Origin of the sequence: Streptomyces profundus (genome assembly GCF_020740535.1) — a bacterium.
In the GTDB taxonomy this organism is placed as follows: Bacteria; Actinomycetota; Actinomycetes; order Streptomycetales; family Streptomycetaceae; genus Streptomyces; species Streptomyces profundus.
On the sequence record NZ_CP082362.1, the window covers coordinates 7,307,243 to 7,319,469 of the forward strand.

10 protein-coding genes are annotated in these 12,227 nt (G+C 73.7%); 1 reads left to right on the forward strand and 9 read right to left on the reverse strand.

What is annotated here, in order from left to right; genetic code table 11:
• Positions 1–35 precede the first annotated feature (35 nt).
• From K4G22_RS30435 to K4G22_RS30475, 9 genes are all read right to left on the reverse strand, one after another.
• On the reverse strand, positions 36–968 hold the full coding sequence (locus tag K4G22_RS30435) for a dihydrodipicolinate synthase family protein (protein ID WP_228083691.1): 933 nt from the start codon (positions 966–968) through the stop codon (positions 36–38).
• Positions 968–2,581, reverse strand: a complete 1,614-nt coding sequence (locus K4G22_RS30440) for an FAD-dependent oxidoreductase (protein WP_228083692.1) — start codon at positions 2,579–2,581, stop codon at positions 968–970. The genes K4G22_RS30435 and K4G22_RS30440 overlap by 1 nt, the downstream gene beginning before the upstream one ends.
• A gap of 81 nt (positions 2,582–2,662) precedes the next feature.
• Complete coding sequence (locus tag K4G22_RS30445) at positions 2,663–4,768, reverse strand: MGH1-like glycoside hydrolase domain-containing protein (protein WP_228083693.1); 2,106 nt, start codon at positions 4,766–4,768, stop codon at positions 2,663–2,665.
• Entirely contained in the window at positions 4,765–5,592 is an 828-nt protein-coding gene (locus K4G22_RS30450; protein ID WP_228083694.1) for an ATP-binding cassette domain-containing protein, read from the reverse strand. The genes K4G22_RS30445 and K4G22_RS30450 overlap by 4 nt, the downstream gene beginning before the upstream one ends.
• Positions 5,589–6,593, reverse strand: coding sequence for an ABC transporter ATP-binding protein (locus K4G22_RS30455; protein WP_228083695.1), 1,005 nt, complete (start codon positions 6,591–6,593; stop codon positions 5,589–5,591). The genes K4G22_RS30450 and K4G22_RS30455 overlap by 4 nt, the downstream gene beginning before the upstream one ends.
• Complete coding sequence (locus K4G22_RS30460; protein ID WP_228083696.1) at positions 6,590–8,128, reverse strand: ABC transporter substrate-binding protein; 1,539 nt, start codon at positions 8,126–8,128, stop codon at positions 6,590–6,592. Before K4G22_RS30460 ends, K4G22_RS30455 begins: the two co-directional genes overlap by 4 nt.
• Positions 8,129–8,163: 35 nt before the next feature.
• Positions 8,164–9,075: an ABC transporter permease gene (locus K4G22_RS30465; protein WP_228083697.1), complete on the reverse strand. Its 912-nt coding sequence runs from the start codon at positions 9,073–9,075 to the stop codon at positions 8,164–8,166.
• Positions 9,072–10,001, reverse strand: coding sequence for an ABC transporter permease (locus K4G22_RS30470; protein ID WP_228083698.1), 930 nt, complete (start codon positions 9,999–10,001; stop codon positions 9,072–9,074). Before K4G22_RS30470 ends, K4G22_RS30465 begins: the two co-directional genes overlap by 4 nt.
• Positions 9,998–11,095 carry a LacI family DNA-binding transcriptional regulator gene (locus tag K4G22_RS30475; protein WP_228083699.1) on the reverse strand — a complete coding sequence of 366 codons (1,098 nt, stop codon included), beginning with the start codon at positions 11,093–11,095 and terminating at the stop codon, positions 9,998–10,000. Before K4G22_RS30475 ends, K4G22_RS30470 begins: the two co-directional genes overlap by 4 nt.
• A gap of 231 nt (positions 11,096–11,326) precedes the next feature.
• Here K4G22_RS30475 and K4G22_RS30480 point away from each other — a divergent pair, with 231 nt between their 5' ends.
• The gene (locus K4G22_RS30480) at positions 11,327–12,226 is read left to right on the forward strand and encodes a phytanoyl-CoA dioxygenase family protein (RefSeq protein ID WP_228083700.1); all 900 of its coding nucleotides are present in this window, start codon (positions 11,327–11,329) and stop codon (positions 12,224–12,226) included.
• The last annotated feature ends 1 nt before the right edge of the window (position 12,227 follow it).

Consider the following 12,227-nt stretch of genomic DNA (forward strand, 5'->3'; position numbering starts at 1 on the left):
TCTCCCCTGGTGTGCTGGTGGAGGCGTGGTTGGGATCAGGGAGTGATCAGGTGCTCCTCGTGCGGTGCCAGCAGCGCGAGGAGCCGGTCGCGTTCGTCGGGGGTGCACGGCGTGAACGGGTTCGCCACATGCGGGGTGCACAGGCCGCGCGCCGCGAGGACCGTCTTCACGGCCGGGACGCCGGGGCGGACGGTGTGCAGGGCGAGGAGGACGTCGAGGGAGCGCTGGGCCCGCTCGGCGTCCTCGGCGCGCCCTTCCCGGTGGGCGCGCAGGAGCGCGACGGCGGGCCCTGGCGCGAGGTTGGCGATGCCGGGCACGATGCCGTCGGCGCCCAGCCGCAGTGCGGCGAGGGCCTGGTGTTCGGCGCCCTGGCTGACGCCGAATTCCGGCCGCCGCCGCGCCGCGGCGATCAGGTGGGTGAGGAGGTCGAGGTCGCCCGAGCTGTCCTTGGCGCCGACGACGTGCGGGAGTTCGGTGAGGCGGTCGATGAGCTCCGGGGTCAGCGGGTCGCTGTAGCGCGGCGCGTTGTAGGCGACGACGGGGACGCCGACCTCGGCGAGGGCCGCGTAGTGCGCCAGGATCTCGTCCTGGCGGTGGTGGAAGTAGATCGGCGGGCTGAGGACGAGGGCGTCGGGCCGGGCGGGCAGGACCGCCTCGGCGCGCGCCAGCACATCGGCGGTGCCGGCCGATGTCACGTTGACGAGGACCGGCCCGCCGTCGGTCAGTTCGCGCCAGCGGGCGCTCACCCCCGCGACGAAGTCGGTGAGCTCGGGGCCCGGCGGGAGCAGCGGGCCCTCGCCGTTGCTGCCCAGCAGCATCAGGGCCCGCGCCCCGGCGGCGGCCAGCGCGCCGAGCAGCTCGGCGGCGGCCGGCGCCGAGGGGACGCCGGGGCGGGACATCGGGGTGACGAGGGGGACCATGACGCCGTCGAGAAGCTGCCGGCCGTCTGTGGGTACAGAGGTGCGCATCAGTAGCCCTTGATCTGGGGCCAGTCCAACTCCACGCCGTCCAGGACCAGTTCGTCCTGGAAGTCGCGCAGCAGACCGGCCGACTCGTGCACCTGGCCGGGTTCGAGCCCGCGCTCCAGGCAGTGCGCGGCGAGCGCCCCCGCGACCTCGCCGACGTTCCACTCGACGGGGTGGAGGCGGTAGCAGCCGTTGGTGATGTGGGTGGTGCCGATGTTCTTGCCGGCGGGCAGCAGGTTGCGCAGCCGCACGGGCAGCAGCGCGCCGAGCGGGATGCGGAACGGGCAGCTGGCGACGTCGATATAGGTGTCGCCGCCCGTCGACGGGTGCAGGTCGATGCGGTACATGCCGACCCCGACGCTGTCGGGGTACGCCACCGCGCCCGCCGAGCCCCTGATGTCCAGCGACAGGTCCTGCTCCACGACGCGCCGCCGCGCCAGGACGCGGCGCGATTCGCGGATATAGGGCGCCTTGGCCAGGCCGTCCGTGGTGCCGAGCACATCGCCGCGCAGCCGCAGGCCCGGCCAGCCGGTGCCGCCGTCGGGCCTGGGCGCCTCGGTCTGGAGCCAGTAGAGCATGCTCATGCTCAGCTCCCTGGCCCCGGCGAGATGCCGCTCGCGCTCCGCCTCGTCGACGCCTATCAGCGGCCCGGGAAGGTAGTCGATCATGGGCCAGTTGACGATCGTCACATCGCTGTGGGCGAAGCCGGGGCGCAGCACCGAGCGGGAGAGGACGCGGCGGAAGGCCCACAGCTCCTTGTCGCCCGGGTCCTTGCTCTGGTCGGCGACGACGGGCCCCGCGTCGGCGTTGGGGACGAAGTCGCGGCGGACGGTCTCCAGGGTGCGCGGGTCGGGGGCGTGCAGGCTGAGCAGGGGGTTGGGCCAGCGCGGCGGCTGGTAGCCGGCCCAGTCCGCGTAACCGGCCGGGCGGTCGACGGTGTGGTCCTCGCCCGCGATGTGGTCCACGGCGAACACCCAGGAGAACGCCTGCATGTTGGCCGGCTGAGCCGTCTCGGGCGCGCTCGGCTCGCCCGTGTCGTGCCGCGACTCGAAGCCGGTGACATGCTCGGTGCCGGTCAGCGGCAGCAGGTCACCCAACTCGGTCGCGTCCAGGACATAGGGGGCGGTGAGCGTCAGCCGGTCGCCGCCCTGGCCCTCGACCTCGACGGCGCGCACCCGGTCCCCGTCCGTCTCGGCGGCGACGGGCCGGTGCCCGTACAGGACGCGCAGCCGGCCGGCCGCCGTCCAGGGCGCCACCAGCGCGTGCACCACGGCGGCGGCGACCCGGGGCTCGTGGCAGAGCCGGGAGACGCGGCCCTCGCCCGGGTTGAGGTCGCGGCGTCGTCTGGCCTCGTCGGTCAGCGGATACCAGGTGCGGTAGTGGTCGCGGATCGCCTCGCGCAGCTCGCGGTAGCTGCGGGTGGCGCCGAACTGCTCGATCCAGGCGTGCTCGTCGGGCGGCACGCCCTGCGTGGTGAGTTGGCCGCCGAGCCAGTCGGTCTCCTCGGTGAGCAGCACGGTCCTGCCTCTGCGCAACGCGGCGAGTGCGGCGGCCACACCGCCGAGCCCCCCTCCGACGATCAGGATGTCGGCGGTCGGCGCCGTCTTCGTGCTCACGTACGGGTCCTCTTCTCTGGTTCTCTGGTTCTCTGGCTCATGCCTCGTCCCGGCGGGACGCCGGTGCGGGGGAGTGGGAGGTCAGGCTCGCCCGGCCTCGAAGGGAAGTGGCGCGCCGCGCACGGTCAGCCGCAGCGGCGGGCCGCCGTCCGGCGGGCTGACGGTGAGCTCGCCGTGGCCGTGGGCGGTGCCGGCGGCGCGGTCCGCCGTCCTGGTGTAGCCGGTGACGGTGACGCCGGGATCGGCGCGCAGCAGCGTCAGACCTTCCAGGGAGACGGTGAGGGCGTCGGCCTCGGCGTGGACGGCGAGCCGTCCTTCGCCCAGGGGCAGTCCGGCGAGCGTGGCTCCCTCGCCTGGGTGGGCGAAGCGCCAGCCGTCCTCGCGGGCGTCGGCCAGTTCGCCGAACGCGAGAAGCGCGAGGAGGCCGCCCCAGGCCATCAGCCCGTCCGAGCGCGCCGGCAGGCCCGTCAGGTCCTCGCCCGCGTGCGCCGGGTAGTTCTCCCGCACATGGCTGTGCCGGTGCCACTCCGTCAGGAAGAGGCGGAGCAGGGCGCGGACGACGGAGGCGCTGTGGTCGGTGAGCCCGTTGCGGCGCAGGCCCTCGACGGCGAGGTAGGCCATCGGTGCCCAGATCCGGCCGCGCCAGTAGGTGGCGGCGAACGCGGGGTCGTCGCGCGCCGTGCTGGGCAACGGGCGTTCGCCGCCGAGGACCTCGGGCCGCAGCAGCGCGTCCGCCAGCGCGCCGGCGCGTTCGGGGTCGGGCAGTCCGGCGAGCAGCGGATAGAGCAGGGTCGGCGAGACATGGGGGTCGTGCTTCCCCGATGCCGTCAGGTTGCGGTAGCCGCCCTGCTCCGCTGACCACAGCAGGGCGTCGGCGCGGGCGCGGGCCTCGGTGGCCTCGTCGCGCAGCCTGGTGGCGGTGGTGTGCTCGCCGATGATGTCGGCGAGATGGGCGAGGGCGTCGGCATCGGCGATGTGCAGGGCGTTGAGTCCGGCGTCGGCGAGGTCCATGCAGTGGGTCGCGGGATCGTAGGCCGCCTCGTCGTACATCGGCGAGTCGTCCAGGCCCGACTCGCGTTTGGCGCGGTCGAGGGTGGCCGACCCCGGATCGCCGGCGATCGGGTCGGAGCCCCAGGCCAGCAGGCCCCGGGGGCCGCGCCTGGCCGTCGGCCACCAGTCGTGCCAGGCGAGCAGGGCGGGGAACGTCTCGCGGACGAGGCGGTGGTCGCGGGTGGCGTCCGACAGCCCACCGGCGAGATACGCCTTGAGGACGGTGAGGGCGCCGACGGGCGGCTGGGACCGGTCGTCGGTGCGGCCCCGGTCGTCGGAGACGCGGTTGGGGATCATCCCGGTGCCGGTGGCGTGCGGCAGGATCTGGGTGAGGACGCCCCTGGCGTAATCGCGGTCCACGGTGGACGCGACCAGACCGGTGAAGAACGTGTCCCAGGCGTGCAGGGCCCAACTGCCGTAGAAGCCGCGCCGTTCGGTGGCGACGAAGTCGCGGGAGGTGGGCGTGATGACCCGGCCGAGCGCGGGGACGTGGATGACGTTCCAGATCAGGGCGCGGGTGAGGGCGTCCGCCGCGTCGTCGAGCCAGCCGCCGGTGCGCGGTAGGGCGGCCTCCGTGGCGGCGCGGCGGTCCCCGAGGACGCCGGCCGTGTCGGCGGCGCCGCCCGGGGTGCCGTCGGGGGCGACGCGCAGCTCGGCCGCGCCGGCGGCGCAGCGCCAGGCCAGCGCGCCGGGAAGGGGCACGGGCCGCGCGTCGGGCGGCAGGTCGATCCGCCAACGGGCGCCCCCGGCCCGCACCGTCACGGCCCCTTCGGTGCCGTTCGCGCCGTCCGCCCCGTCCGTGCCGTCGGTGCCTTCGACGACGATCACCGCCTCGCCCGTGCAGGCCAGCCGCGCGTGCAGGGTGTCCCCCCGGCCCCCGGCGAGCAGCAGCCGCAGCGTGGTGTCCCCGACGCCGACCAGCGCCTCGGCGTAGGAGCCGTCCAGGCTGTGCGGCCCCAGGCGGACCAGTCCGTCCCGCCAGGTGAACCCGTCCGCCACCGGACCGGTGGCGCCCATGACACCGAAGCGCACGCGCAGTCCCGACGGCAGATGGCTCATCCCCGTGTGGAAGCGGACGTCCCAGGTGTTCCAGCCGGTCGGTGCCGGGGCGTACGGGAGGTCGTCGTCGTGGCTCATGCGGGCATCTCCCCTGTCGCGCCTGTCCGTTCCGAGGCGCCGTCGTCCAGATCGAGGGCCGCGTCCAGCAGCGCCCGGGTGTACTCGTGCCGTGGCGCGCCCAGCACGTCGGCCGCCAGGCCCTCCTCGACCACCTCGCCGCGTCGCATCACCGCGACCCGGTCGGCGATCTGGTGGACCACGCCGAGGTCGTGCGAGATGAACAGCAGCGCCAGCCGGTGCTCGCGCCGCAGGTCGTCGAGCAGCCGCAGGATCTGCGCCTGCACCGACACGTCGAGCGCGGAGACCGCCTCGTCGCACACCAGCAGCCGGGGTGAGACGGCGAGGGCCCGCGCGATGCTGACCCGCTGGCACTGTCCCCCCGAGAGGTCGCCCGCCCGCCGGGAAGCGGTGGAGGAGTCGAGCCCGACATCGTCGAGCAGCCGGTGCAGCGCCTCCGTGCGGTCGCCATCCGGCGCGGCGGACGGATGGGTGCGCCACGCCTCGCCGATGACGGCGGCGACCGTCATCCGAGGGTTCAGCGACGATCTCGGGTCCTGGAAGACCATCTGGACCGCCCGCTGCAACGCGGCGGGGCGGCGCCCGACCGGGCCGAGCGGCTGCCCGTCGAAGGCGAGCGAGCCGGAGCCGGGACTGATCAGCCCGGCCACGCAGCGGGCCACCGTGGTCTTGCCCGAGCCCGACTCGCCGACCAGGCCGAGCGTCTCCTCGGGGGCGACGGAGAGGCTGACGCCGTCCACCGCGCGGAAGGCGCCCCGGCGGCGTCCGCGCCGGCCGCCGCCGTAGGTGACACGCAGGTCCCGCACATCGAGCAGGGCGTTCACGATCCGAGCACCTCCTCGGCGAAGTGGCACGCGCCGCGCCGCCCCTCGGCGACGGTCCGCACGGCGGGGACCTCCGTGCGGCAGCGCGCCCGGGCGAGCGGGCAGCGCGGGTGGAACGGGCAGCCGGACGGGCGCGAGGCCGGGCCCGCCGGGGTGCCGGGCAACGGGTCGGCGAGCGCCGTGCGGGTGCGGACGGCCGGCACGCTGGCGACGAGCGCCCGCGTGTAGGGGTGCGCCGGGCGGCGCAGCACGTCCCCCGCCGGGCCCTGCTCGGCGATCCGGCCCGCGTACATGACGACGACCCGTTCGGCGACATGCGAGACCACCCGCAGATCGTGGCTGACCAGCAGCATCGACAGGCCCTCCGCCTGCTGCACGGAGCGCAGCAGCGCGAGGATGCGGGCCTGGACGGTGACATCGAGCGCCGTCGTCGGCTCGTCGGCCAGCAGCAGCGACGGGTTCCCCGAAAGGGCCATGGCGATGACGGCGCGCTGCCGCAGCCCACCGGAGAACTCGTGCGGGTAGGCGCGCATCCGGCGCTCGGGCTCGGGGACCCCGGCGCGATCGAGCAGATCGATGACGCGGCGGCGCACCTCGGCACGCGGCAGGCCGTCGCGGCGCGGGATCTCGCCGACCTGGCGGCCGATGCGCTGCGTCGGGTTGAGGGCGGCCAGCGGATCCTGGAACACCATGGCGATCTCCCGGCCGCGTACCCGCCGCAGCCGCGCCGCGTCGGCGCCGAGCAGGTCACCGCCGCGCCAGCTGACCTCGCCGCCCGTGGTCGCGCCCGGGGGCAGCAGGCCCATCAGCGCGTTCGCCGTCATGGTCTTGCCCGAGCCCGACTCGCCGATCAGGCCGACCGTGGTCGCCGGCGGCACCTCGAACGAGACGCCGTCGAGGACGCGCACCGTGCCGCCGTCGGCGCCTGGCAGGGAGACGGTCAGATCGGTGACGGTCAGCGCGGTGGCGGCGGCCTCCGCCGTGGCGGGTGCGCGGGTCACGAGCCGGCGCCCCGGACGACGGAGAAGTCGGGGAGGCCGCTGGGGTCGGGGACGAAGCCCTCAAGATCCGAGTTCCAGGCGTAGGCGATGCTGACGGTCATGGGGTACATGCCGACGGCCTCGTTCCAGATGATCGCGCTCGCCTGGTCGTACAGGTCGGTGCGCTCCGCCTCGTCGGCGCTGCCGCCGGCGCGGGCGAGGAGTTCGTCCAGCTCCGGGTCGCAGTAGCCGTTGCGCGCCGCCTCGCAGGTGTAGAGGCGGCCGAGGTTGCTCGCCGCGTCGAACGTCGGCGTCGCGAGCTGCTGGAAGTTGATGTCCCAGTTGAGGGCGAGCAGGTCGTCGGTGAAGACGGCCTGCTCCTTCTCCAGCGGTTCGACCCGCACCCCGATCTCCGCCAGGTCGGAGGCGACCGCCTGGAGGAACGGGCGGAACTCGGCGTTGGCGAACTGGAGCCGGAGCTTCTGCGAGAAGTCGAACCCGGCGTCCTCCAGCGCCGCCAGGGCCGCCTCCGGGGCGAAGGCGACGGGCTCCTGCGGCGCGTGGCCGAGGACGACGGGCGTGACGGGGGCGAGGGCCAACTCGCCGGTCTCCGGGTAGAGCTGCTCGATGATCGTCTCGAAGTCCACGGCCTGCCACAGCGCGCGCCGCACGGCGGCGTCCTCAAGCGCGGGCACCGAGGAGTTGAACCACATGGTGAACTCGGCGGTGCTCGGCACGGTCTCGACGGTGAGCGCGTCCTCTCCCTCCAGGACGGGCAACTGGTCGTCCGGGATGCCCCAGACGACGTCCACCTCGCCGGTGCGCAGCGCGGTGAGGCGCGCGGAGAGCTCGGGGATGTTGCGGACGGTGACGCGGTCGAGCCGGGGTACCTCACCCCAGTGGTCCTCGTTGGGGACGAGCGAGAGGGTCTCCCCCGGGGTGAAGCGGTCCACGGTGAAGGGGCCAGAGCCGACAGGGGAGTTGAAGAAGGCGGTGTCGTCGGCGGCGACGCCGGCCGGCAGCACGTAGAAGAGGACGAGCTTGCCGGGGATGGCGGCGTCGGGCTCCGGGGTGGTGAGGACGACCTCGGTGTCCGAGGTGGCGGCCACCGTGGCGCCGGGGAAGTTCCCGGCGTTGGGGCCGGCCAGCTCCAGCATCCGCTCGAAGGAGGCGACGACGTCCTCGGCGGTCAGCGGGGAGCCGTCGCTGAAGGTGACCCCGGCGCGCAGGGTGAAGGTCCAGGCGGTGACATCCTCGTTGGGCTCCCACGACTCGGCGAGGTCGCCGGTCAGCGTGCCGTCCGGGTTCGGCTTCACCAGCCGGCTGAAGAGCGCCTGCCCGGCGAACTGGGTGCCGGTGGAAGCGCCTTGGGCGCCGTGCGGGTCGAGGCTCTCCACGGGGTAGGTGCCGGCGGCGGTCAGCTCGTCCGTGCCGCCGCCCTCCCCGCCCTCGCCGCCGCTGGTCGTGGTGGAGCAGGCGGCGAGCACGGCGGCGCCGGCCAGCGTGGCGGCCAGCCTGGCGAACCGCCCGGTTCTCCGTGCGCTGCTGTCGTTCATCGGTGTTTCTCCCGTCGGGTGGTGCGGAAGGGGGGTCATGCCGACCGGCCGTGCCGGTGCCGGGCGGTGAGCTGGTCGCCGAGGATGCCGACGCTGATGATGAGCAGGGAGAGCGCGATGCCGGGAAGCGTGGAGATCCACCAGGCGGTCTCCAGGTACTCCTTGCCGCTCGCGATCGTCTGGCCCCAGGACGGCGTGTCGGTCGGCAGGCCGATGCCGAGGAAGCTGAGGCCGGCCTCGGCCAGCACGACGAGGGCGAACTCCAGCGTCGCCAGGGCGACGACGGGCCCGGCCGTGAACGGCAGGACGTGCCGCCGCAGGATCTCCCGCCCGGGGACCCCCAGCACCCGGGCGGCGTCCACCCAGGGACGTTCCCGCAGGGACAGGGCGACACCACGGGTGACCCGGGCGAAGGAGATCCAGCCGGTCGCCGACAGCGCGAGCACCACCAGCAGCAGGCTGCGTTGGAAGGCGCCGGCGATGACGATCGCCAGCAGGATCGCGGGGAAGGCCAGCAGGACGTCGAAGACGCGGGCGAGCACGGCGTCCACCCAGCCCCGCGCGTATCCGGCGATCGCCCCCAGCGCGACGCCGACCAGGCACGACAGGCCGACCGTGGCGGCGCCGATGAGGACGGACGTCCTGGCGCCGTAGACGATCTGCGCCAGCACGTCGCGGCCGAGGCCGTCCGTGCCGAGCCAGGCGGTCGAGCCGTCGCCCGTGGTGGAGCCGGGCGACAACAGCCGGTCCTCCAGCGGGGTGTGGACCGGGTCGTAGGAGAGGAAGAGCGGGCCGAGCAGCGCGACCAGCAGATACAGCGCGACGACGCCGAGGGGGACGAGCGTCATCGCGCGGCGTCCCGGCCGCCTGGCGGTGGTGGCGTCGGGACCCGACACCACCGTGGTCGCCGTCGCCGCCGTCTCGGTCGCTCCAGGGGGTGCGGTCATGCCGCCGCCTCCATCCGTATGCGCGGGTCGAGTTGGGCGCACAGCAGGTCGGCCGCGAGGTTGAGCACGGTGACGGCTCCGGCGATGAGCAGGGTGACGCCCTGTACGACGGCGTAGTCGCGGTTGGCCACGGCGTCCACGACCAGGGAGCCGAGCCCCGGCCAGGCGAAGACGTTCTCCACGATCACCGCGCCGCCGAGCAGCGCGCCCATCTGGAGGCCGACGATGGTGACGACGGGCACCAGCGAGTTGCGCAGGGCGTGGCCGACGAGGATCTGCGGTTCCGTCAGGCCCTTGGACCTGGCGGTGACCACATAGGGCTCGCGCATCGTCTCCGTGACACTGCTGCGGGCGAGGCGCGCGACGATCGCGATGAACGGCAGCGCCATCGTCACGGCCGGCAGCACCATGTGCTGCGGGGTGCCGACCCCCGAGCTGGGCAGGACGCCCAGGGTGAGGGCGAAGAGGAGGACGCCCATGATGCCGACCCAGAAGGTGGGGAACGACTGGAGGGCGATGGTCACGGCCGACACCGCGCGGTCCGTCCTGCCGCCGGGGCGCGCCCCGGCGACGAGGCCGAGGAGCAGACCGGCGACGACGGCGATGGTGGTGGCGGTCAGGGTGAGTTCGACGGTGGCGGGCAGCCGTTCGAACACCGCGTCCATGGCGGGGCGGCCGAGCCGGTGGGACTCGCCGAAGTCGAGACGGAGCACATCGCCGAGGTAGGCGGCGTACTGCTCGTACATCGGCCGGTCGAGGCCGAGGGTCTCGTGGAGCTGCCGGATCTGCTCCCGGTCGGCGTCGGGGCCGAGGAGGACGGAGGCCGGATCACCGGGCGCGGCACGGACGATGAGGAAGATCAGCGAGGCGGCGCCCCACATCACGAACAGCCCGACGAGCAGCCGTTTGACGATCATGCGGATCATGGCCGCGCCCCGCGGGCGGGTGCGGCGGGCGCGGGGCCTATGGAGTCGCCGGGGACGAACGCGCAGGGCACGGAGAGCTGCCTCGGCGCGGACGCCGGGTCGGCCAGCAGCTCGATGAGCTGGCCGACGGCCTCGCTCGCCATGCGGGCGCGGGGCAGCGAGTAGCGGGTCCAGTCGCGCAACCCCGGTGTCCAGGAGGGCGCGTCGCCGAGGAGGGCGAGCGAGAGATCGTCGGGGAAGCGGAGCCCGCCGGCGTGCGCCGCCTCCTCCAGGGCCTCGACGAGGCGGGTGTCCTCGGTGGGCTCGACGAGCAGGGCCGTCGCGCCGTGCCGCTCCACCAGGGTCCTGATGCGATCGGCCGACAGATCGGCCGGATCGTCCAGGGTCTCGATCAGGACGTGGTCGGCGGGGAGTCGGGCCTCGGCGATGCCGTGCCGGTAGCCGGTCTCCCGGTCCCTGGTGGGCTCGGAGTCGTCGGGGGCGCGGAGGTGGAGGATCCGGCGGTGGCCGAGCGCGACGAGTTCGGCGACCAGGGCGCTGGTGGCCGTCACGTAGTCGGCGGCGACATACGACACCTCGCCGTCGTCCACCTCGCGGCGGCCGATGAAGACGAAGGGGAAGTCCTCGCGGATCAGGGCCGCCAGCTCGGCCCGCCGGACGTGGCGGCCGAGGAGGACGCAACCGTCGGCGATCTTCAGCCGGTTGGCGCCGCCGGCGTAGATCGACCGGTCGACGCCCGAGGTCACCGAGCTGAACAGCAGCAGGTCATAGCCCTGGGCGGCGGTCTCCTCCTCGACGCCGAGGAGGAACGGGTAGTAGAAATCGCGCTGGTCGGTCGGGAAGACCGGCTCGAACGTATACAACCCCAGCAGCCTGTTGCGTCCGCCCTTGAGGCTGCGGGCCGCGACGTTCGCCGAGTAGCCGAGATCGTCGGCCGCCGCGAGGACGGCACGGCGCGTCGGCTCCGGTATCTGGTCGCTGGCCGCTCCACCGCTGATGACCAGGGACACCGTCGCCTGGGACACCCCGGCGCGCCGGGCGATATCGACCTGGGTCGGCCGGCGACGGCGTGGAGACCTCGGAGCCTGGGCCACTGCGCCCCCCTTCCTGTTGCTTCGCTCATATCTCTAATACGTATTAGAGGAATGGCGTTGACGCTACTCGCGTGTTTCGAACAGCGTCAAGGGTCAGAACGGAATGACCTGATTCGCCATCTTGGTGCTCCGACAAGCCATGGCCACCCGGCGTCAGTACGGCCGACGATCGGGACACGGGACGAGCCGTACCGACCGGACGTCCGCACCCAAGACCTCGGGAGACCTCCTATGACGCGCGCTCAGGCACCGGCACCCGCGACCGGGTCCGTCGAACACCGCTACGCCAGCGACGGGTTCGTCGTCCTCGAAGGTGTGCTGGACCGCGCCGAGATCGACGGCCTGCTCGCGGAGGCCGTCGCCATCTGCCGCGGCGAACGCGGCCCCATCGAGGGCGCCGAACCCGTCACCAGCGCCGCCGTCGCCCCCGGCGCCACCGACGCCACCGACGACGAAGTGCTGCGCCGCTTCCTGTGCGTGCACTATCCGCACAAGCTCTCGCGGCTGATGCGTGACACCATCCGCCATCCCGGCGTCGTCGGACCGCTGACCCGCGTCGTCGGTCCCAATGTCAAGGCGATGCAGTCGATGCTCTTCATCAAGTCCGAGGGGCGCCCGGGGCAGGCGTGGCACCAGGACGAGGGCTTCATCCCGACGCGCGACCGCTCCCTGACCGCCGCATGGATCGCGTTGGACGACGCGACGACCGAGAACGGCTGCCTGTGGGTCGTCCCCGGCTCCCACCGGGCGGGCGTCATCTACCCCGACCGCGAGCACGACGACCCGCGCTACGACTGCACCGTCGAGTCGTTCGGCTTCCCCCACACGGAGGAGGACGCGGTGCCGGTGGAGTTGAAGGCCGGTTCCGTGCTGCTCTTCAACGGCTACCTGTTGCACAAGTCGCTGCCCAACTCGGGACGCCACGGCTGCCGCCGCGCCCTCGTCGGCCACTACATGAGCGCCGAGTCGCTGCTGCCCTGGGCGCCGCCGCCCGCTGACGTGGGGATGGCACGCGCCGACTTCCGCGATATCGTCCTGGTCGCCGGACACGACCCGTATGCCTGGAAGGGCACGGACGAGATCCGCCGCCCGCGCGTCCGGCCCGATCGGGCGGGTGGCTGCGACAGGTGAG